General features: G+C 56.6%; 25 protein-coding genes. 16 read left to right on the plus strand and 9 right to left on the minus strand.

The genetic code is table 11. The features are described 5' to 3' along the window. Positions 1-100: 100 nt before the first annotated feature. The 5 genes from bssS to tatA form a co-directional block, all read right to left on the minus strand. The gene (gene bssS / locus FHC49_RS15965) at positions 101-355 is read right to left on the minus strand and encodes a biofilm formation regulator BssS (protein WP_035896892.1); all 255 of its coding nucleotides are present in this window, start codon (positions 353-355) and stop codon (positions 101-103) included. A gap of 281 nt (positions 356-636) precedes the next feature. Then, positions 637-882: a DNA damage-inducible protein I gene (dinI, locus tag FHC49_RS15970; RefSeq protein ID WP_035896890.1), complete on the minus strand. Its 246-nt coding sequence runs from the start codon at positions 880-882 to the stop codon at positions 637-639. Between the two features lie 71 nt (positions 883-953). Continuing rightward, positions 954-2,000, minus strand: a complete 1,047-nt coding sequence (gene pyrC / locus FHC49_RS15975) for a dihydroorotase (protein ID WP_185666433.1) — start codon at positions 1,998-2,000, stop codon at positions 954-956. Positions 2,001-2,157: 157 nt separating this feature from the next. Further along, the gene (locus FHC49_RS15980; protein ID WP_035896888.1) at positions 2,158-2,718 is read right to left on the minus strand and encodes a lipoprotein; all 561 of its coding nucleotides are present in this window, start codon (positions 2,716-2,718) and stop codon (positions 2,158-2,160) included. A 185-nt stretch (positions 2,719-2,903) separates the two neighbouring features. Beyond that, complete coding sequence (gene tatA, locus FHC49_RS15985) at positions 2,904-3,131, minus strand: twin-arginine translocase TatA/TatE family subunit (RefSeq protein WP_220440299.1); 228 nt, start codon at positions 3,129-3,131, stop codon at positions 2,904-2,906. Between the two features lie 352 nt (positions 3,132-3,483). Between tatA and rimJ the strand changes: the two genes are divergently transcribed. The 4 genes from rimJ (at position 3,484) to murJ (ending at position 7,337) form a co-directional block, all read left to right on the plus strand. After that, the gene (gene rimJ, locus FHC49_RS15990; RefSeq protein ID WP_035896479.1) at positions 3,484-4,068 is read left to right on the plus strand and encodes a ribosomal protein S5-alanine N-acetyltransferase; all 585 of its coding nucleotides are present in this window, start codon (positions 3,484-3,486) and stop codon (positions 4,066-4,068) included. A 10-nt stretch (positions 4,069-4,078) separates the two neighbouring features. After that, a complete protein-coding gene (locus FHC49_RS15995; RefSeq protein ID WP_220440284.1) occupies positions 4,079-4,729 on the plus strand; it encodes a YceH family protein in 651 nt (216 codons plus the stop codon). 14 nt (positions 4,730-4,743) lie between these two features. Next, complete coding sequence (locus tag FHC49_RS16000) at positions 4,744-5,658, plus strand: Gfo/Idh/MocA family protein (protein ID WP_185666741.1); 915 nt, start codon at positions 4,744-4,746, stop codon at positions 5,656-5,658. A gap of 143 nt (positions 5,659-5,801) precedes the next feature. Beyond that, complete coding sequence (murJ, locus tag FHC49_RS16005) at positions 5,802-7,337, plus strand: murein biosynthesis integral membrane protein MurJ (RefSeq protein WP_185666431.1); 1,536 nt, start codon at positions 5,802-5,804, stop codon at positions 7,335-7,337. Between the two features lie 44 nt (positions 7,338-7,381). On the opposite strand, the gene flgN is transcribed toward murJ, so the two are convergent. From flgN to flgA, 3 genes are all read right to left on the minus strand, one after another. Then, positions 7,382-7,810 carry a flagella biosynthesis chaperone FlgN gene (gene flgN / locus FHC49_RS16010; RefSeq protein WP_220440285.1) on the minus strand — a complete coding sequence of 143 codons (429 nt, stop codon included), beginning with the start codon at positions 7,808-7,810 and terminating at the stop codon, positions 7,382-7,384. Positions 7,811-7,813: 3 nt separating this feature from the next. After that, positions 7,814-8,107, minus strand: a complete 294-nt coding sequence (gene flgM / locus FHC49_RS16015) for a flagellar biosynthesis anti-sigma factor FlgM (RefSeq protein WP_035896484.1) — start codon at positions 8,105-8,107, stop codon at positions 7,814-7,816. 95 nt (positions 8,108-8,202) lie between these two features. Continuing rightward, the gene (gene flgA / locus FHC49_RS16020) at positions 8,203-8,862 is read right to left on the minus strand and encodes a flagellar basal body P-ring formation chaperone FlgA (protein ID WP_185666429.1); all 660 of its coding nucleotides are present in this window, start codon (positions 8,860-8,862) and stop codon (positions 8,203-8,205) included. A 156-nt stretch (positions 8,863-9,018) separates the two neighbouring features. Between flgA and flgB the strand changes: the two genes are divergently transcribed. The 11 genes from flgB (at position 9,019) to flgL (ending at position 18,991) form a co-directional block, all read left to right on the plus strand. Beyond that, positions 9,019-9,432, plus strand: coding sequence for a flagellar basal body rod protein FlgB (gene flgB / locus FHC49_RS16025; RefSeq protein WP_185666428.1), 414 nt, complete (start codon positions 9,019-9,021; stop codon positions 9,430-9,432). Between the two features lie 3 nt (positions 9,433-9,435). After that, positions 9,436-9,840, plus strand: a complete 405-nt coding sequence (gene flgC / locus FHC49_RS16030) for a flagellar basal body rod protein FlgC (RefSeq protein WP_163448115.1) — start codon at positions 9,436-9,438, stop codon at positions 9,838-9,840. 12 nt (positions 9,841-9,852) lie between these two features. Then, positions 9,853-10,551, plus strand: a complete 699-nt coding sequence (gene flgD / locus FHC49_RS16035) for a flagellar hook assembly protein FlgD (RefSeq protein ID WP_185666427.1) — start codon at positions 9,853-9,855, stop codon at positions 10,549-10,551. Positions 10,552-10,578: 27 nt separating this feature from the next. Continuing rightward, on the plus strand, positions 10,579-11,859 hold the full coding sequence (gene flgE, locus FHC49_RS16040) for a flagellar hook protein FlgE (protein WP_220440286.1): 1,281 nt from the start codon (positions 10,579-10,581) through the stop codon (positions 11,857-11,859). Positions 11,860-11,879: 20 nt separating this feature from the next. Next, positions 11,880-12,635 carry a flagellar basal body rod protein FlgF gene (locus FHC49_RS16045; protein ID WP_185666425.1) on the plus strand — a complete coding sequence of 252 codons (756 nt, stop codon included), beginning with the start codon at positions 11,880-11,882 and terminating at the stop codon, positions 12,633-12,635. 8 nt (positions 12,636-12,643) lie between these two features. Further along, complete coding sequence (flgG, locus tag FHC49_RS16050) at positions 12,644-13,426, plus strand: flagellar basal-body rod protein FlgG (RefSeq protein ID WP_185666424.1); 783 nt, start codon at positions 12,644-12,646, stop codon at positions 13,424-13,426. A gap of 123 nt (positions 13,427-13,549) precedes the next feature. Next, entirely contained in the window at positions 13,550-14,248 is a 699-nt protein-coding gene (flgH, locus tag FHC49_RS16055; RefSeq protein WP_185666423.1) for a flagellar basal body L-ring protein FlgH, read from the plus strand. An 11-nt stretch (positions 14,249-14,259) separates the two neighbouring features. Then, on the plus strand, positions 14,260-15,357 hold the full coding sequence (locus tag FHC49_RS16060) for a flagellar basal body P-ring protein FlgI (protein ID WP_185666422.1): 1,098 nt from the start codon (positions 14,260-14,262) through the stop codon (positions 15,355-15,357). Continuing rightward, entirely contained in the window at positions 15,357-16,307 is a 951-nt protein-coding gene (flgJ, locus tag FHC49_RS16065; RefSeq protein ID WP_185666421.1) for a flagellar assembly peptidoglycan hydrolase FlgJ, read from the plus strand. The genes FHC49_RS16060 and flgJ overlap by 1 nt, the downstream gene beginning before the upstream one ends. Positions 16,308-16,370: 63 nt before the next feature. Then, positions 16,371-18,041 (plus strand): flagellar hook-associated protein FlgK, encoded by a 1,671-nt coding sequence (flgK, locus tag FHC49_RS16070; protein WP_220440287.1) that lies wholly within the window; start codon positions 16,371-16,373, stop codon positions 18,039-18,041. A 14-nt stretch (positions 18,042-18,055) separates the two neighbouring features. Further along, positions 18,056-18,991: a flagellar hook-associated protein FlgL gene (gene flgL, locus FHC49_RS16075; RefSeq protein WP_185666419.1), complete on the plus strand. Its 936-nt coding sequence runs from the start codon at positions 18,056-18,058 to the stop codon at positions 18,989-18,991. Between the two features lie 84 nt (positions 18,992-19,075). Here the strand turns inward: flgL and FHC49_RS16080 are convergent, their stop codons facing one another. Beyond that, a complete protein-coding gene (locus tag FHC49_RS16080) occupies positions 19,076-20,458 on the minus strand; it encodes an MFS transporter (RefSeq protein ID WP_370631771.1) in 1,383 nt (460 codons plus the stop codon). On the opposite strand from FHC49_RS16080, the gene FHC49_RS16085 reads away from it, so the two are divergent. Continuing rightward, complete coding sequence (locus FHC49_RS16085; protein ID WP_220440289.1) at positions 20,403-21,338, plus strand: LysR family transcriptional regulator; 936 nt, start codon at positions 20,403-20,405, stop codon at positions 21,336-21,338. The genes FHC49_RS16080 and FHC49_RS16085 overlap by 56 nt on opposite strands. Positions 21,339-21,345: the final 7 nt, after the last annotated feature.

The following is a 21,345-nucleotide window of genomic DNA, read 5'->3' on the forward strand; positions in this document are numbered from 1 at the left end:
GACTGGTAGAGTAATTAACCGATAGTGGTTATACAAGGGTGAAAATAATTAAGGCACCCGTAGGTGCCTGTTGGTCGTTAATACGACGAAAGTATCAGCGTTAATGCCTGCGATACTCATTGACCTGATAATCGCCAGACTCAATCTTGGCAATCCCGGCTTCCAGTATGGAAATAAACTGACGTGCGACATCGGTGGTTAGCCATAGGGTCTGGCCAACTTCAGCTTCTTTATTGCTCGATTGATTGGGGTCTTGGTAGTGCAGGCGCAGCATCATGGCATCGTAGCTATCAACGGTGCTGATGTCCCATCCAACGAGGGGATGGGTCTGGATGACTTCATTATTCTTTTCCATCATAACCCCTTCTTCATGTGTTAAAAGGCAACAACTCTCGAGGTTCAATGCAATTTTTTGTGAAGCTTTATCAGTATACAACAATTCAATAAATACTCGAGAATTGAAATCAAAAGCAACATAAATTCCTGAATAGACCGGTCGTTCGCGCAATAAACAACCATATTGTTCATTGTTTTTGCGGTTAATCTAAAAGATGGGGATAAATGAGAAAATAACAAGCAGAAAAGAACGAAAAAAAGCCGGGGCGACCCGGCAAAAACACAATGAGGGAGCAAATCTTAATCGGTGATGAACCAGTCGTCCGCGCTCTCCCAGGTTTCCTGGAGGATCTCGCTGATGCGGTCTTTATCTTCTTTAATGCCGCCGATGACGGAGAGGTTGTTGTTGGCCGCGTAGCGCACGCTGACGGTGCCTCCGCTGTCCGGGAATTGGTCGTTAATACGGCGGGAAAGTTCGCCTGCCAGCGCGTCTAGCGCACCTGCAGGCAGTGCAGTGGTTTTTGCAACGGTAACTTCAATACGCATAATTGCCCCCTGTGTAATATACTGTATATTTATACAGTCACCTTGCGGCTTTTACAACAGGGGGAGCGAAATTATTTTTTCACCGTCCAGCGCAGCGTTTCACCGGCCAGGAACGGCACCAGCGTATCGTCGCTGAGCGCGATGGTTTCGGCAACCTGACTTTCTTCGCGCACCAGTTCGACAAAATCCTCGTTTACCGGTAGGCCGTAGAAGCGCGGGCCGTTCAAAGAGCAGAAGGCTTCAAAGTGCTGCAGCGCGTTCATCTCTTCAAACACGGTAGCGTAGCTTCCCAGCGCCGTTGGGGCGTTGAAACAGCCGGCACAGCCGCAGCTAGCCTCTTTGCGATGGCGGGCGTGCGGCGCAGAATCGGTGCCGAGGAAGGCGCGAGTAAAGCCGCTGGCAACCAGTTCACGCAGCGCCTGCTGGTGGATATTGCGCTTAAGAATTGGCAGACAGTAAAGGTGAGGGCGTACGCCGCCTACCAGCATATGGTTACGGTTGAACATCAGGTGCTGAGGGGTAATGGTGGCGGCAATCAGTTCGTTGCCGTCGCGCACGTACTCGGCCGCATCTTTGGTAGTGATGTGCTCGAAGACGACCTTCAGGCCCGGCAGGCGCTGGCGCAGTGGTTCCATTACGGTGTCGATAAAGCGTGCTTCGCGGTCAAAAATATCAATTTCCGCGTGGGTGACTTCACCGTGCACCAGCAGCGGCATTCCCAGTTTTTCCATGCGTTCAAGCACCGGCATAATCGCATCGGTGCTGGTGACGCCGTGGCTGGAGTTGGTAGTGGCATTCGCCGGGTACAGTTTCGCTGCGGTGAATACGCCTTCGTTAAAACCGCGCTCCAGCTCGTTCGGGTCGAGGGTGTCGGTTAAGTAGCAGGTCATCAGCGGCGTGAAGTTATGCCCGGCTGGCACAGCGTCAAGAATGCGCTGGCGGTAGGCGATAGCCGCATCTACGGTGGTAATTGGCGGAACCAGGTTCGGCATGATAATTGCGCGGCCATACAGCTCACTGGTATACGGGACAACCGTTTTTAGCATCTCGCCATCGCGAAGATGGATATGCCAGTCGTCTGGGCGGCGAATTTTCAGAACTTGCGGTAATGCGGTCATTTGAGGCTCCGGCTGGTGGGAAATCAGTCATTTTTTGCCGGGCACTAAGGATAAGCGGAAACGTTTTCCTTTGCATCCTTTTCTGTGAAATTTGTTTGCGAAAGAAGAAAACCCTCTCCTTGAGGGGAGAGGGTTTAAAAGGGGGCGTGCCGGGAAATTAGTCCGTGAACGGGATAATGATTTCGCCCGGTTTCACCTCAATACCCTTGGCAAATTTCTTCGCCAATGCTTCACCCTGGCTGGCATCTTCTTTCAGCACGTAGGCCGGTTGCTTATTAAAGTACGTGCGCAGCGACTGGTTGAGGTAAGGGATCAGCGTCTGTACCACCGTCTGCATCTTCTCCGGCGTGACTTTCGCATCCTGGATCTCCATCTCCTGAAGGTAGATGGCGCCTTGTTCTTTGTTGAACACCGGCAGCGCTTTCAGCGTCAGGGCGATATTCGCTTTCTGGCTGCCAAAGAGGGAGTTCATATCCAGTTTGGCATCGCCGCTCAGCGTCACTTTGTTCGGCTCTTCACGACCAATTGCGCTGGAGAGGTTGCTCAGGACGATATGGGCATCGGCTACGCCGGGTACGCCAATATCTTTCGAGAAATTATTCCGCTTCTGTAACGCCTGGTTAATCTCCTGCTCGCTAACGGAATATTGCGTGAGTTGATTACAGCCAACCACCAGGCCGCTAACGATCAGTGCGGCAATAACAAACAATTTTTTCATGAGGTTCCTCAAGGTAAAGCGTTCGGTGCATCCTGACATAAAGCAGCATACCCTGTTAGTAGAACTCTGACAGCGGAAAATGCTGAAAGTGCCGTGGCGAAGGCGCTGTGGGCCACGCCATGGGCGGCTTTTACGACGGAACGTTTACCTGTAGCTCCATTCAACGGCCTGTATACGGTGCAATATCAGGCCCGTTTTTGTTTGGCGTCAGTGTCCTCAGCATTGCCCTGCGTGGTTTTCTCACTGAGAAAATCGGCATCATTTTCAGCATGATTGTCATCGTTCATCGCTTTTTTGAACCCTTTCAGCGCCGCACCAAAATCAGAGCCCAAAGAGGCAAGTTTTTTGGTACCGAATAACAGCACAACCAGAACGACAATGACTAACGGTTTGGTGACGCTAATTTCGCCCATCATGACACCTTAATAGAAAAAATAGAGAGAATAACCGTCGGCGTAATGAACCGGTCGCCTGAGTATTTGGGATGCGAATTTTCGCAAACCCAAGATTAATTTATTTGTCTCTTAATGGCATTGATTTCGCACCGTTCGTCTTTATGCATGAGGGCGCGTAATGTCACGACTCGTGATAAAGAGAGAGGCGCGGTAACATCTTCATTTTGCCGGACTATCTCACTTTTTCATGTATTGCCAGCGATAGGGCTTTTTTATCACAATGCATCATGACAGATTGTTGTTTTCATTGACCGCCGTGGGCAGGTAGAGTGAGACGACCAGGGTATACGTTGGGTACAGGAGTAGTGAGATGTTTGGCTATCGCAGTAATGTGCCGAAAGTTCGGTTGACCACCGACCGGTTGGTGGTGCGTCTGATTCACGACCGGGACGCCTGGCGTCTGGCCGACTATTACGCCGAGAATCGGCAATTTTTAAAGCCCTGGGAACCGATTCGTGACGACAGTCATTGCTATCCTTCCGGCTGGCAGGCGCGTTTGTCGATGATTAATGAGTTTCATAAGCAGGGAACGGCGTTCTATTTCGCGCTGCTTGACCCGGAAGAGAAAGAGATTATCGGCGTGGCGAACTTTTCCAACGTGGTGCGTGGCTCGTTTCATGCCTGCTACCTCGGCTACTCCATCGGCCAGAAATGGCAGGGGCAGGGGATGATGTATGAAGCGCTGACCAGCGCGATTCGCTATATGCAACGCACTCAACATATTCACCGCATTATGGCCAACTACATGCCGCATAATAAGCGCAGCGGCGACCTGCTGGCGCGACTGGGCTTTGAAAAAGAAGGCTACGCGAAAGACTATCTACTGATTGACGGCGAATGGCGCGATCACGTGCTGACGGCGTTGACCACCCCACAATGGACTGCAGGTCGATAAGGAGACCCGAATGAAATATCAACTGAGCCCGCTGGAAGCCCGCGTCATTGGCTGTTTGCTGGAAAAGCAGGTCACGACGCCGGAGCAATATCCGCTCTCGATAAACGGCGTGGTCACGGCCTGTAATCAAAAAACTAACCGCGAGCCGGTGATGACGCTCAGCGAAGCGGAAGTGCAGGATCAGCTGGATACGCTGGTGAAACGTCACTATCTGCGTACGGTGAGCGGTTTTGGTAATCGCGTCACTAAGTACGAACAGCGCTTCTGCAACTCCGAATTTGGCGATCTGAAGCTGTCGACGGCAGAGGTGGCGCTGGTGACCACGCTCTTGCTGCGCGGTGCCCAGACGCCGGGCGAACTGCGCGGTCGTGCGCAGCGTATGCATGAATTTACTGATATGGCGGAAGTAGAGAATACGCTGGAACGTCTGGCGAATCGCGAAGATGGCCCGTTTGTGGTGCGTCTGCCGCGAGAACCGGGTAAGCGGGAAAGCCGCTATATGCATCTGTTCAGCGGTGAGGTTGATCTTCAGGCGGCAGCCGCCCAGAGTGATGCGCCAGCGGCGGACGATAGCCTGCTGGCCCGCGTCGAGATGCTCGAAGGGGAAGTTGCCGAACTTAAACAGCGTCTGGATTCACTGCTGGCGCACCTCGGGGAGTAAGTCTTATGGCGAAGATTCGCATTGGTGTGGTGGGGCTTGGCGGTATTGCGCAGAAAGCCTGGCTGCCGGTATTAAGCGCCGCCACGGACTGGACGCTGCAGGCTGCGTGGTCACCGGGTAAAGAGAAAGCGCTGAAGGTGTGCGAAACCTATCGCCTGCCTTATGCCGACTCATTGACTGCATTAGCCGCCCAGTGCGATGCGGTCTTCGTGCACAGTTCTACTGCATCGCACTACGCGGTGGTGAGTGAGTTGCTGAACGCTGGCGTCCACGTCTGCGTGGATAAACCGCTGGCCGATAAGCTTGACGATGCGGAGCGGCTGGTGGCGCTGGCAGCACGGAAAAACCTGACGTTAATGGTCGGCTTCAACCGCCGCTTTGCGCCGCTTTACCGCGAGCTCAAAAAGCGTGCCGGAGAGATGTCGTCGTTACGGATGGATAAACACCGTGCCGACAGCGTTGGCCCGCATGACCTGCGCTTTACGCTGCTCGATGATTATCTGCACGTGGTCGATACCGCGCTGTGGCTGGCGGACGGTAAGGCGACGCTGCGCGATGGAGTACTGCAAACCACTGACGAAGGGCATATGTTTTATGCCGAGCACCATTTCAGCCAGCCGGGGCTGCAAATCACCACCAGCATGCACCGCCGGGCGGGCAGCCAACGCGAGTGGGTGCAGGCGGTGGCCGACGGCGGGCTGTTTGAGGTGTCGGATATGCGCGAGTGGCGTGAAGAGCGCGGGTCCGGCATTGTAACCCGGCCGATTCCGGGCTGGCAGACCACGCTTGAGCAGCGCGGGTTTACCGGCTGTGCGCATCATTTTATTCAGTGCGTTCAGAATCAGACGGTTCCTGAAACGGCAGGGGAACAGGCGATAGCGGCGCAGCGAATGGTGGAAGGATTGTGGCGTGAGGCGATCCGCGAGTAGGTTTATTCCGGGTTAGCGCTATAGGCCACTAACCAGCTGTAACATCTGGCAGTAGCAATTCATCCCGAACCCGGTAGACTAACGCCACTTTTTTAGCGCTCATCCATCGGGCGCTTTGATCCGGGTTGTGGAATCACAAGTTAATGAATCTATTAAAATCGCTGGCTGCCGTCAGCTCGATGACTATGTTTTCGCGCGTACTGGGATTTGCGCGTGACGCGATCGTAGCGAGGGTGTTTGGCGCCGGAATGGCGACCGATGCCTTTTTTGTGGCCTTTAAGCTGCCAAACCTGCTGCGCCGTATCTTTGCCGAAGGCGCGTTCTCGCAGGCGTTCGTACCGATTCTGGCCGAATACAAAAGCAAGCAGGGCGAAGACGCGACTCGGGTATTTGTCTCTTATGTCTCGGGCCTGCTGACGCTCGCGCTCGCGCTGGTGACCGTGGTGGGGATGCTGGCGGCACCGTGGGTGATCACTATCACCGCACCGGGCTTTGCTGACACGGCGGATAAATTTGCGCTGACTACCCAACTGCTGCGCATTACCTTCCCTTATATTCTGCTGATTTCGCTGGCCTCGCTGGTCGGGGCCATTCTCAACACCTGGAACCGCTTCTCGGTGCCGGCGTTTGCGCCGACGTTCCTCAACGTCAGTATGATTGGCTTTGCATTGTTCGCCGCGCCGCACTTCCACCCGCCGGTTCTGGCGCTGGCGTGGGCGGTGACCGTTGGCGGGGTGCTACAGCTGGCCTATCAGCTGCCGCACCTGAAAAAAATCGGCATGCTGGTGCTGCCGCGCATCAACTTTAAAGATGCCGGTGCGGTGCGGGTGGTGAAACAGATGGGGCCGGCTATCCTGGGCGTCTCTGTAAGCCAGATTTCGCTTATCATCAATACCATTTTCGCCTCCTTCCTTGCCTCAGGCTCCGTCTCGTGGATGTACTATGCCGACCGTCTGATGGAGTTTCCGTCCGGCGTGCTGGGCGTGGCGCTGGGGACTATCCTGCTGCCGTCGTTGTCGAAAAGCTTTGCCAGCGGCAACCATGATGAGTACTGCCGTCTGATGGACTGGGGTCTGCGCCTGTGCTTCCTGCTGGCGCTGCCGAGCGCCGTAGCGTTGGGCATTCTGGCGAAGCCGCTGACCGTGGCGCTGTTCCAGTACGGTAAATTCACCGCCTTTGATGCCGCCATGACTCAGCGTGCGCTGGTGGCCTACTCCGTGGGCTTGATGGGACTAATCATCGTTAAAGTTCTGGCACCAGGTTTTTATTCCCGTCAGGACATCAAAACGCCGGTTAAAATTGCTATCGTTACGCTGATTATGACTCAGGTAATGAACCTGGCATTTATCGGCCCGTTGAAGCATGCGGGGCTATCGCTGTCGATTGGTCTGGCGGCCTGTCTGAACGCGGCGCTGCTCTACTGGCAGCTACGCAAACAAAAAATCTTTACCCCACAGCCGGGCTGGGCAGGATTCTTAGTCCGTCTGGTCATTTCGGTGCTGGTGATGTCGGCAGCTCTGGTTGGCTTGATGCACGTCATGCCTGAATGGTCACAGGGCACGATGCCTTACCGTCTGTTGCGCCTGGTTGGCGTCGTGGTTGCCGGAATCGTCGCCTATTTCGCTACCCTGGCGATTCTGGGCTTTAAAATTAAAGAGTTTGCACGCCGTACGGCGTAATAGAAAGGCACTGCGCGGGGCACATTCTGTGGCCCCGCCGCAATTCAGACGGAATATTTCTTCGCGCTGCGCGCCACCGGGGCACCCGCTGCCTGACCATCCTTGCCGTAAAGTCCGGTTTCCTGGAAAGGCTTAAGTACATCAATCGCCTGCTGGTTACGAAGGATCTGTCCTTCCAGCAGCCAGCCGTTATGCTGATTAAGACGATGCAGTTGCTGCGTGGTCTCGGTAATCACCTGCCAGCGGTCGCTATACGCTTCGCGCGTTTCACGCTGGGCGTCCTGTTCGACGCGACGCTGCTTCTCCAGATAGTCTAACGTTGCCAGCAGAGAGCTTTTCTCTTCGGTGATGCTGGCAAGCTGCAGGCCGTTAACGCTGCCTGCGGAGAGCTGCAGTTGTTCAGCATCCATCACCGCTTTCAGCGAGTTCAGGATGCTGGTCATTTGGTCCAGTATGGCTGACAAACCGCTCATCTCTTATTTACTCTGCAGATAATCTTGTGTGTCCTGGATCAGCGCGTCGGCGATTTTGCCGGTGTCCATTTTTAACTCGCCGTTGCGAATAGCCGTTTTCAACTCTTCAACGCGCGCCATATTAATATCGCCGGCAGAGGAGCGGGTTAACGCCGTCTGGGCGTTACTTAACGTGACGCTGGCGCTGGTCGCCGTCGCCGTTTTTTCCGCACGCACTTTCGGGGCGCTGGTCTCAGGGGTTTCGCGTTGCTGGACGCTGGTCACCGCTTTCAGAGAAGATGTACGATCGATGCTCATGGTTCTTTCCTCATTGAGGCTCTTGTATGGCGCAGGCGCCGACTCTCTTAAATGTTAATTATCTATCGGCAAGCGACACATATTCTTTATAACGTTTATAGATTAATCAGAATATTCCCATCAGTATCGACCTGACCGCTCACAACCTGACCTGACGGCATGCGCACCCGTGCGTTCTGCGTGACGGCGGCGTTGTTCAATGCCTGACCTTCACCATTGATACTAAAACCTTCACCCTGGGCAATTACCATCACCTTCTGTCCGGCCTTGACGCGCCAAGACTGGCGCACCATCGACAGCTGCAGCGGCTGGCCGATGGCGACGTCGCGCAGGCTCACGGCATCCTGCGCCTGTGAAAGGTTGAGCATGGTCCGCGGCGGCAGCTGATCGAGTCTCCCGCGCTTTAACGTGACGTTCTGCGCCGCAATGGGTGTACCGCGCACGATAGGCGCGGCGGCAACCACATAGTCGCCAATGGCCTGCACGTTGACCTGTAAATACTGTTTAGCGTTCCCGCACTGTGCCACCACCGTCAGATTTCCCCACAGTCGCGAATTGCCCGGCGTACTGAGCGCAGGTGCGTCGCAGGCGAGCTGAAGGTTTTGCGTGTTGCGCAGCTTCACGCTGACCTCATTGCTAAAACCGGTCAGACGCTGGGTGAAAAAATCGGTGAGCTGTGCCTGGAGATCGGCTGCCAGAGCCAATGGGCTAAAGACCAGTGCCGCAGCGGTGAGAGGGGCAATGAGCTGACGCATGGAACGCTCCAGTGAGTAAAGAATGCATGCATTTTACCCATCTTGTCGCGACATCAACGCAATAAATAGCGACGCATATTGCGTTTATTCCGGCGATGACGCGCGCGTAAGGAGATTTAAGCTGTCGGCTGAAACTTTGTCATTAGCGGAGGAGACATGCTCGACAAACTCGACGCCGCCTTACGTTTTCAGCAAGAAGCGCTCAACCTGCGCGCCGAACGTCAGGAAATTCTGGCGGCCAATATCGCGAATGCGGATACCCCCGGGTTTCAGGCGCGCGATATTGATTTTGCCAGTGAACTCAAAAAAGTGATGGCGCGCGGGCGGCCGGAAAGCAGCGGCGTATCGCTGACGCTGACCTCCGAACGTCATATTCCCGCCCAGACGCTCTCTACGCCAGAGACCGATCTGCTGTACCGCATTCCCGACCAGCCTGCGATGGATGGCAACACCGTCGATATGGACCGGGAGCGCACGCAGTTCGCCGATAACAGCCTACAGTACCAGACCGGCCTTACGGTTCTGGGCGGACAAATCAAGGGCATGATGAGTGTCCTGCAGGGGAACTAATCCATGGCATTACTCAATATCTTCGACGTCGCCGGGTCGGCGCTGACCGCGCAGTCCAAACGTCTCAACGTCGCGGCCAGTAACCTCGCCAACGCCGACAGCGTCGCCGGGCCGGATGGTCAGCCTTATCGCGCCAAGCAGGTGGTGTTTCAGGTGGATGCGCCGATGGGCGCGGCGACCGGCGGCGTAAAAGTGGCCGACGTGGTGGAAAGTCAGGAGCCTGACAAGCTGGTCTATCAGCCGGGTAACCCGCTGGCGGATGCCAAAGGGTACGTTCGCATGCCTAACGTGGACGTGGTTGGCGAGATGGTAAACACCATGTCGGCATCGCGCAGCTATCAGGCCAACGTCGAAGTACTGAACACCGTCAAAAGCATGATGCTGAAAACGTTGACGCTTGGACAATAAGGGAGATAACCGATGTCTGTCGTATCCAATATTAATGATACCTCCAGCAGCAGCTCCGCCTCTTCGGCGCTGAGCAGCACCGGGACCAACAGTTCATCTGACCTGCAGAGCAGCTTTCTGACGCTGCTGGTGGCTCAGCTGAAAAACCAGGACCCGACCAACCCGCTGCAAAACAACGAATTAACCTCACAGCTGGCGCAGATCAGCACCCTGAGTGGTATTGAGAAACTCAATACCACGCTCGGTTCCATCTCCGGACAGATTGACAGCAGCCAGTCGTTGCAGGCCAGTTCGCTGGTCGGCCACGGCGTGATGATCCCCGGCAGCACCATTCTGGCGGGGAAAAGTGCGGGCAGCGAAAACGAGAGCGTGGACACCACGCCATTCGGCATTGAGCTGACGCAGGCGGCCGATAAGGTCACCGCGACCATCACCGATGGTAACGGCAAAGTGATCCGGACATTGAATATGGGCGCACAGACCGCGGGCGTTCATACCTTTACCTGGGACGGCAAGCTGGACGATGGCACGGCGGCACCGGACGGTGCTTACAACATCAGCTTTGCAGCCAGTCAGGGCACCACGCAGTTGGTGGTTCAACCGCTGCAGTTTGCGCTGGTACAGGGCGTTACCTTGGGCAAAGACGGCAACAAACTGGATTTGGGAACCTACGGCACCACCACGATGGACCAGGTTCGCCAGATTATCTAAGCCTTTAACAATTTCAGGAGAGACGTTATGGCCTTTTCACAAGCGGTCAGCGGTTTAAACGCGGCTGCCACCAACCTCGATGTTATCGGCAACAACATCGCCAACTCCGCCACCTACGGGTTTAAATCCGGGTCGGCCTCGTTTGCCGATATGTTCGCGGGTTCCAAAGTCGGGCTGGGCGTTAAAGTGGCGGGGATCACCCAGGACTTTACCGACGGCACCACCACCAGTACCGGCCGCGCGCTTGACGTGGCGATCAGCCAGAACGGCTTCTTCCGTCTGGTCGATACCAACGGCGCGGTGTACTACAGCCGTAACGGTCAGTTCTCACTCGACGAGAACCGCAACCTGGTGAACTCGCAGGGGCTGAACCTGACGGGCTACCCGGCAAGCGGCACGCCGCCGACCATCCAGCAGGGGGCAAACCCGGTGGCGCTGTCGATTCCGAACACGCTGATGTCGGCAAAAGCGTCGACCACCGGCACCATGCAGATGAACCTGAACTCGACGGATGCGGCGATTCCTTCAACCGTAACGTTCGACCCAAGCAATCCGGACACCTATAACAAAAAGGGTACTGTCACCGTTTATGACAGCCTGGGTAACTCGCACGATCTGAACGTGTACTACGTGAAGACCAGCGATCCGGGTAAGTGGGATGTCTGGACGCAGGATACCAGCGTTAGTACCGCCGAACCGGTGAAGGCGGCGCAGATGGCGTTCAGCGATAACGGTACATTGGATGGCGTGACGAGCTACACCCTGAATAAAGGTAATACGCCTCCAACCTGGGATCTAAATAACGCCGAGAACGGAACTCCAGAAATCCAGATTCAGATAGAGTCTCTGAATGGTTCTGCCGCAGGAATCTTCAACCTCAGCTTCCTCAACTCCATGCAGCAAAACACTGGCTCCAGCGACGTTGTTGCCACCACGCAGAACGGCTATGCGCCGGGCAGCCTGGTGAGCTATCAGGTCAACGATGATGGCTCGGTGGTGGGTAACTACTCCAACCGTCAAAGCCAACTGCTGGGCCAGATTGTGCTCGCTAACTTCTCCAACACCGGTGGGCTGCAATCTGAAGGCGATAACGTCTGGTCCGCGACCCAGTCTTCTGGCGTCGCGCTGCTGGGTACGGCGGGTACCGGTAACTTTGGCTCGCTGACCAACGGCGCGCTGGAAGCTTCCAACGTCGACCTGAGTAAAGAGCTGGTGAATATGATCGTGGCGCAGCGTAACTATCAATCGAACGCCCAGACCATCAAAACCCAGGATCAGATCCTCAACACGCTGGTTAACCTGCGTTAATCGTCTAATAGGGTGACCTCATGGATCACGCGATATATACGGCAATGGGTGCGGCCAGCCAGACCATGCAGCAGCAGGCGGTCACGGCGAGCAACCTTGCCAATACATCAACGCCGGGCTTTCGTGCCCAGCTCACCGCCATGCGTGCGGTGCCGGTCGTGGGGCCGTCCGTTGAGACGCGTACTCTGGTGGCTGCCACCACGCCGGGCGCGGATATGACGCCAGGCCAGCTGGACTACACCGCGCGTCCGCTGGACGTGGCGATTCAGCAGGACGGCTGGCTGGCAGTGCAGTCGGCGGACGGGAGCGAAGGCTATACCCGTAACGGTAATATCCAGGTCAGCTCCACCGGGCAGCTCACGATTCAGGGCAACCCGGTGATCGGTGAGACCGGGCCGCTGAGCGTGCCGGAAGGTTCGCAGGTGACTATCGCTTCGGACGGCACCATTTCCGCACTGACGCCGGGGGACCCGCCAAACACGGTTTCCCCGGTCGGTAAGCTGAAGGTCGTCAAAGCCACGGCAACGGAAGTGGCGCGCGGCGATGATGGACTGTTCCACCTCACGCCGTCGGCGGTGGCGACGCGTGGGCCAACCTTACAGGCTGACCCAACGCTGCGCCTGCAGTCCGGCGTGCTGGAAGGCAGCAACGTAAAACCCGTGGCGGCAATGGCGGACATGATAGCCAGCTCGCGCCGCTTTGAAATGCAGATGAAGGTTATCAGCAGCGTGGATGAAAACACGCAGAAAGCTAACCAGTTGCTGTCAATGAGCTAAGGAAAACTATGATCAGTTCATTATGGATCGCGAAAACCGGTCTCGACGCGCAGCAAACCAATATGGACGTTATCGCCAACAACCTGGCGAACGTCAGTACCAATGGTTTTAAGCGCCAGCGCGCGGTATTTGAAGACTTGCTCTATCAAACCGTTCGCCAGCCGGGTGCACAGTCATCCGAACAAACGACGCTGCCGTCAGGCCTGCAGATCGGTACCGGGGTTCGTCCCGTGGCGACCGAACGTCTGCACAGCCAGGGCAATTTGTCGCAAACCAACAACAGTAAAGACGTGGCGATCAAAGGCGACGGGTTCTTCCAGATCCTGCTGCCGGACGGCTCCTCGGCCTATACCCGTGACGGCTCGTTCCAGGTTGACCAGAACGGTCAGCTGGTGACCGCCAGCGGCTATCAGGTACAACCGGCGATCACCATTCCGGCGAACGCCATCAGCATCACCATCGGTCGTGACGGTATCGTCAGCGTGACCCAGCAGGGGCAGACGAACCCGGTGCAGGTGGGGCAGCTGAACCTGTCGACCTTTATGAACGACACCGGGCTCGAGAGTATTGGTGAAAACCTGTACATCGAAACCCAGGCCTCCGGGGCGCCAAACGACACCACGCCGGGTCTGAACGGTGCGGGTCTGCTGTATCAGGGCTATGTCGAAACCTCTAACGTCAACGTGGCGGAAGAGTTGGTCAACATGATTCAGGTGCAGCGCGCGTACGAAATCAACAGTAAAGCGGTATCGACGACCGACCAGATGCTGCAAAAACTGACGCAGCTGTAAGGCGTAGCCGGGTATTTCCCCGGAGTCGCTTCGCTCGTCCGGACTACACACTGTCGTAGTCAGGATGAGCGAAACGACTCCGGGATCTCCCGGGATAACATTGAGATTCAGAAGAAGAAAGCAATGCAAAAATCAGCAGCGTTTCGTTATCCGCTTTTAACCGTTGTCGCACTCAGCGTGGCAGGGTGCGCCCTCGTGCCGTCCAAGCCGCTGGTGGAAGGGGCGACGACCGCTCAGCCCATTCCCGGCCCGGTTCCGGTGGTGAATGGTTCTATTTTCCAGACCGCGCAGCCGATTAACTACGGCTATCAACCGCTGTTTGAAGACCGCCGTCCGCGCAATATCGGCGATACGCTGACTATCGTGCTGCAGGAAAACGTCAGCGCGAGCAAAAGCTCGTCGGCGAACGCCAGCCGCGATGGCAAAACGAATTTCGGCTTCGACACCGTACCGCGCTACCTGCAGGGCCTGTTTGGCAATGCGCGCGCCGATGTGGACGCCTCCGGTGGCAACACCTTTAACGGCAAGGGCGGCGCGAACGCCAGCAACACCTTTAGCGGCACGCTGACGGTGACCGTCGATCAGGTGCTGGTCAACGGCAACCTGCACGTGGTGGGCGAAAAACAGATCGCCATCAACCAAGGCACCGAATTTATCCGCTTCTCCGGGGTGGTTAACCCGCGCACCATCAGCGGCAGCAACACCGTACCGTCCACCCAGGTGGCGGATGCGCGTATCGAATATGTCGGCAACGGCTATATCAACGAAGCGCAGAATATGGGCTGGCTGCAGCGTTTCTTCCTTAACTTATCGCCGATGTAACGAGGTGAACCATGTTTAAAACTCTGCTAACCCTGACGCTGGTGCTGATGACCAGCCTCGCGCATGCCGAACGCATCCGCGACCTTACCAGCGTGCAGGGGGTGAGGGAAAACTCGCTGATTGGCTATGGCCTGGTGGTGGGGCTTGATGGCACGGGTGACCAGACGACGCAAACGCCGTTTACCACCCAAAGCTTGAACAACATGCTCTCTCAGTTGGGTATCACCGTGCCAGCGGGCACCAATATGCAGCTGAAAAACGTGGCGGCGGTGATGGTCACCGCGCAGCTTCCGGCATTTGGTCGTCAGGGGCAGAACATCGACGTGGTGGTCTCCTCAATGGGTAACGCCAAAAGCCTACGCGGCGGTACGCTGTTGATGACCCCGCTGAAAGGTGTGGACAGCCAGGTATATGCGCTAGCGCAGGGTAACATTCTGGTGGGCGGTGCCGGTGCGGCCGCCGGTGGCAGCAGTGTACAGGTGAACCAGCTGAACGGCGGGCGTATTACCGGCGGGGCGACCATCGAGCGTGAACTGCCAACGCAGTTTGGCGCAGGTAATACCATCAACCTGCAGTTAAACGATGATGACTTCACCATGGCTCAGCAGATTGCCGATACCATTAACCGTCGCAGCAGCCTCGGCAATGCTACCGCGCTTGATGCGCGTACCGTGCAGGTGCGTGCGCCGGTGGGCGGCAGCGGTCAGGTGCGTCTGTTGGCGGATATCCAGAACCTGGAAGTGGGTACCACGCCGCAGGATGCGAAGATCATTATCAACTCCCGTACCGGATCCGTGGTGATGAACCGCGAAGTGACGCTGGATAGCTGTGCGGTGGCGCAAGGTAACCTGTCCGTTACCGTTAACCGCTCCGCGCAGGTGAACCAGCCGGATACGCCGTTTGCTGGCGGCCGAACCGTGGTCACGCCGCAAACGCAAATTGACCTTCGCCAGAGCGGTGGTTCGCTGCAGAGCATTCGCGCCAGCGCCAACCTCAACAACGTGGTGCGTGCGCTGAACGCGCTGGGGGCAACGCCAATCGACCTGATGTCGATTATCCAGGCGATGCAGAGCGCAGGCTGTCTGCGCGCCAAGGTGGAGATTGTCTAATGCTGACCGACAGCAAATTACTGGCGAGCGCCGCCTGGGACGCGCAGTCGTTGAATGAACTGAAAACCAAGGCCGGGCAGGACCCGCAGGCCAACCTGCGGCCGGTGGCGCGTCAGGTGGAAGGGATGTTCGTACAGATGATGCTGAAAAGCATGCGTGAAACGCTGCCGAAAGACGGTCTTTTCAGCAGCGACCAGACGCGGCTCTACACCAGTATGTATGACCAGCAAATCGCCCAGCAGATGACCGCAGGAAAAGGTCTGGGGCTGGCGGAAGAGATGGTCAAACAGCTGTCGACGCAGCAGCAGGAGCCGGCCGACAACGTCGGTCAGGTACCGATGAAGTTCGATATGCAGACGGTCACCAGCTACCAGAACGCCGCGCTGACGCAGATGGTGCGTAAGGCGCTGCCGAAGGCGCCGGACAGCAGCGATACGCCGCTCTCCGGCGACAGCAAAGACTTCCTCGCCCAGCTCTCGCTTCCTGCGCGGCTGGCGAGTGAACAGAGCGGCATTCCTCACCACCTGATTCTGGCGCAGGCCGCGCTGGAGTCCGGCTGGGGGCAGCGGCAGATCCGCCGGGAAAACGGCGAGCCGAGCTTTAACCTGTTCGGGGTGAAGGCGTCCGGTGACTGGAAGGGCAAGGTGACGGAAATCACCACCACTGAATTTGAAAATGGCGAAGCGAAGAAGGTGAAGGCCAAATTCCGTGTCTACAGCTCGTATCTGGAAGCGCTGTCGGACTATGTGAGCCTGCTAACCCGCAACCCGCGCTATGCGGCGGTGACCTCCGCATCAACGGCGGAGCAGGGCGCACAGGCGTTACAGAACGCTGGCTATGCAACCGACCCGCAGTATGCGCGCAAATTAACCAGCATGATTCAGCAGCTAAAAGCGATGAGCGACAAGGTCAGCAATACCTACCGTAACGATATCGAAAATCTGTTCTGATGAGCCTCAAGTTTGCCGTCCGCCATCCGATAAGTAATACCATGGTCTTAAGAAGGAGCGTTCATGTCCAGTTTAATTAACAGCGCGATGAGCGGGCTGAGCGCCGCACAGTCGGCGCTGAATACCACCAGTAACAACATCTCCAGCTATAACGTAGCGGGATACACCCGTCAGACGACGGTGCTGGCTTCTGCCAACAGCACGCTGGGCGCGGGCGGTTGGGTGGGCAATGGCGTCAATGTCTCCAGCATTCAGCGTGAGTACAACGCGTTTATCACCAATCAGCTGCGTTCTGCGCAAAATCAGAGCAGCGGTCTGGCGACGCGCTACGAGCAGGTATCGAAGATCGATACGATGTTTGCCAGTTCGACTAACAATATTTCGACGACCCTGCAGGATTTTTTCAGTAGCCTGCAGACGCTGGTCAGCAACGCCGAAGATCCAGCGGCACGTCAGACCGTACTTGGTAAAGCCGATGGCGTCGTGAACCAGTTCAAGGTTGCCGATCAGTATCTGCGCGACCAGGACAAGCAGGTTAATCTTGGCATCACCTCAACCGTTGAGCAGATCAACAACTACACCTCGCAGATTGCCAGCCTGAACGACAAAATTGCGCGTCTGACCGGCGTGGGGGCGGGAGCATCACCAAACGACCTGCTGGATCAGCGCGATCAGTTGGTGAGCGATCTGAACAAGCTGGTTGGCGTAGAGGTGAGCGTCCAGGATGGCAGCACCTACAACATCACTATGGCTAATGGCTACACGCTGGTGGCAGGCACGAAGTCGAACCAACTTGCTGCAGTACCGAGCAGCGCCGATCCAACGCGCACCACCGTGGCCTATGTGGATAATGTGGCGGGTAGCATCGAAATCCCGGAAAAGCTGCTGACCACCGGCTCACTGGGTGGCATGCTGACCTTCCGTTCTCAGGATCTGGACCAGACGCGTAATAGCCTCAACCAGATGGCGCTGGCCTTTGCAGATGCTTTTAACAAGGTGCATGAAGGTGGCGTCGACGCAGATGGCAAAAAAGGTGAAGCGTTCTTCAGCTTTGGCATACCAGCGGTGCTGCCAAACGCTAAAAATACCGGCGGTGCAGAGCTGGTGGCACAGGTAAGCAAGGCCTCGGCGGTACAGGCGACGGATTATCGCATCGTCAATACCAGTGGCGGCTGGCAGGTAACGCGACTGTCTGATAACACCACGGTGACGTTGGATACGACCAGCACGCCGACCTCACTTCAATTTGATGGCTTAACGGTAAATGTCGAAACGGCTGACCCAACTAATGGCGCAGCAGTGGGCGATAGCTTCATCTTAAAACCGGTTTCCGACACCATCGTCAATATGAAAGTGGAGATCAGCAGTGAGTCGCAAATTGCGATGGGTATTGCGGATGCTTCTGGTAATAGCGGCGGCGAAAGTGATAACCGCAATGGGCAAAAACTGCTGGATCTACAGACCAGTAAAATCGTTGGTGGCTCAAAGAGCTTCAACGATGCGTACGCGGCGCTGGTGAGTAGCATCGGCACCAAAACCGCCACGTTGAAGAGCAGCAGCACCACGCAAGCAAGCGTCGTTACCGAACTCACGCAGCAGCAGCAGTCTATCTCCGGGGTAAACCTCGATGAAGAGTATGGCAACCTGCAGCTGTACCAACAGTATTATCTGGCCAATGCGCAGGTGCTGCAAACCGCAAGCACCATCTTCGACGCATTAATTAATATTCGCTAAGAAGAGGGAACATCATGCGCGTCAGTACTTTAATGATGTATCAGCAGAATATGCGGGGCATTACCGACTCCCAGTCTGCATGGTTGGGATACGGTGAACAGATGTCGACCGGAAAGCGGGTTAACCGCGCATCGGACGACCCGGTTGCGGCTTCTCAGGCCGTCGTGCTGTCACAGGCTCAGGCGCAAAACAGCCAGTATGCGACCGCGCGTACCTTTGCTACCCAGCGCGTCTCGATTGAAGAGAAAACGCTGTCTCAGGTCACCACGGCTATCCAGTCGGCGCAGGAGAAGATCGTATATGCCGGAAACGGCACGCTGAGCGACGATGACCGTGCATCACTGGCAACGGATCTCGAAGGTATTCGCGATCAAATCCTCAACCTCGCCAACAGCACTGACGGTAATGGTCGCTATATTTTTGCTGGCTATAAGACGGATGCAGCACCATTTGATGCGGATGGTACCTACAACGGTGGGTCTGAGAACGTGCAACAACAGGTCGATTCCGCGCGTACGATGGTTATTGGCCACACCGGTAATCTGGTTTTTGATAAAGACCCTGCGAGTGCGAGCACTGATGCCGATAGCAACATTTTTGTGGCGCTCAACAAGGTGATTGACGCGCTGAAAACGCCGGTAGGTGATGATGAATCCTTGAAAGCGGTGTCATCTGAAGCAATTGACAGAGCGAACCGTAGCATGAAAGGGGCGCTGAACAACGTGTTGACCGTTCGCGCCGAACTGGGTACCCAGCTTAACGAACTTGATAAGCTCGATTCGCTGGGCGATGACCGTGCGCTGGCGCAAACCCAGCAGATGAGCAACCTGGTTGACGTAGACTGGAACGAAACGATTTCGAATTACACCATGCAGCAAACCGCACTACAGGCAGCGTACAAAGCGTTTACGGATATGCAGGGAATGTCGCTGTTCCAACTGAATAAATAAAACATGTAGGTTTTGACATATCTGGAAACTGGATATGTTTTTGTCGCCCGCGTCACTACCCCGTCGCGGGCTTTTTTTCATCGCTTACTGCGCATTGAGTGCGGCGTTACGCAGACGCCAGGTTTCGCTGATGCGAATGGCGAGCGCCACCAGACCAGCAATCGTCGCCAGTACGACCACGCCTTCCCAACCGGCCATCGCATAAACCTGCGTACCCAGCACTGAACCCACGGACATCCCGATAAACACCCCGGTGAACAGCAGCGCGTTCAGGCGACCACGAGCCTGCGGTTCAAGGCTATAGACCAGGTTCTGATGCGCCACCAGGCTTGACTGCAGGCCTAGATCAAAGCCCACGGCGGAGACAGCAATCAGCGCCAGTTGCGCCATCGGCGGCAGCACCGGGAGCAGCAGCATCAGGGCAAATGAGATGCTGACCAGCAGTGCACCCAACTGAGTGACCTTTTCGGCACCGACTTTATCCGCCAGACCACCTGCCAGCGGTGCCGCTAATGCCCCGGCGGCACCGGCGATACCGAACCCACCGGCAACGGCGCTGCCCATGTGGTAGTGCTCGGCCAGCATCACGGCAAGGGTAGACCAGAAGGCGCTAAAGGCGATAGAGAGAAAGCCCTGCGCCATGGCGGCACGACGCAGCGTCGGGTAGCGACGCCACAGGTGCGCCATTGAAGCCATCAGTGCCGGATAGCGCAGCTCTGAGTGGGCGGTAAAATTCGGCAGCACGCGCCACAGCAGGGCTCCAATCAGCGCAATGCTGACGGCAGCGGCCTGGTACATCACGCGCCAGCCGAACAGTTCCCCCACCACGCCGCTCACGGTACGCGACAGCAGAATACCCAGCAGCAGACCGGTCATGACCGTACCCACCATTTTTCCCTGCTTGCCAGCCGGAGCAAGGATCGCCGCCGCCGGGACAATATCCTGCGCCATGGTGGCCGCCATCCCGATAAGCAAACTCACCGCCAGCAGCGAGTGAAACTGCTGGGTCAGGCTGTAAACCAGCAGCAGTACCGCCAGCGACAGGCTTTTCAGCAAAATGAGCGTCCGGCGGTCGTAGCGGTCACCGAGCGGCAGCAGAAACAGAATCCCCAACGCGTAGCCGGCCTGGGTCAGGGTAGGTATCAGCCCCATGCCTTCTACGCTCAGGTTTAAGGTCGAGCCCATCAGCGGCAGCAGAGGCTGGGCGTAATAAATGGCGGCGACGCTGAACCCAGCGCCCAGCGCGAGGATAAAAATAAGCAGGCCATTTGCCTGTGTTGATGCGGTGTGATTGTTCATGATGTTGTTGTCCTCAACGGTGTATGAGGTGCATTTTCCGCGTCTTTGGGGTAGAGCGGTAGCCGGCAAGGTGGTAAAACAGTTATACGTTTGACGTATAGGCAAGTCGATAATGAAAAGAAATGAGCGTATAGATCGCGTCGAGCTGATGCGGACCTTTATTCGCATTGTGGAGTCCGGTTCGCTCTCCGCTGCTGCCCGGCAGCTCCAGACCACCCAGGCCACCGTCAGCCGCCGCCTGCAATCGCTGGAGGAGATGCTGGGCGCGAGGCTGCTGCAACGCTCGACGCATGCCATGAAGTTGACGGACGACGGTGAGCGCTGCTATCAGCATGCCCGGCAGGTGGTGGAGTCCTGGCTGGCGCTGGAAGATGCCTTACAGTTTTCTGATGACCAGCCGGTCGGTACGCTGCGGGTACGTGCACCGCATGCCTTCGGTCAGCAACAGCTGCTGACGCCGCTGGTGGGCTTTCTGGCACGCTATCCGCAGTTGTCGGTGGAGTGGATGCTGCATGATAAAGCGGTGGACTTTATCAGCGATAATATCGACTGTGCGATCCGCGTGGGGGCCGACGTTGACCCGGCAACGGTATCGGTGCTGCTGGCGGAAGTGCCGCGCTGTATCGTGGCCTCGCCCGAACTGCTTGCGCGCTATCCGGCGGTGGAAAGCCCTGAGTCGCTCTCCGCGCTGCCGTGGATTGCCATCAGCACCTTCTATCAGCATGAGGTCACGCTACGCCATACCGAGAATGACGAGACGGTGAATGTCGCGGTGGCGGCGCGGCTCAGCACTGACAGCCTGTACGTGGCAAAAAATGCGGCGCTGGCACACGTGGGCGTGGCGATTGTCTCAAGCTGGACGGTGGAAGCGGAATTGGCGAGCGGGGAGCTGATTGAGCTATTGCCGCAGTGGCAGGCCGCGCCGCTGCCGGTGCATCTGGTGTATCCGTGGGCGCGGTACTACCCGACGCGGCTGCGTAAGTTTCTCGATCTGATGCGGGAAGTGATGCCGCAAATTGCTGGCATGCAGCAGCCAAAAAAAGGGTAAAAAAAAT

It is taken from the genome of Kluyvera sp. EC_51, from assembly GCF_019584505.1.
GTDB lineage: Bacteria > Pseudomonadota > Gammaproteobacteria > Enterobacterales > Enterobacteriaceae > Kluyvera > Kluyvera sichuanensis.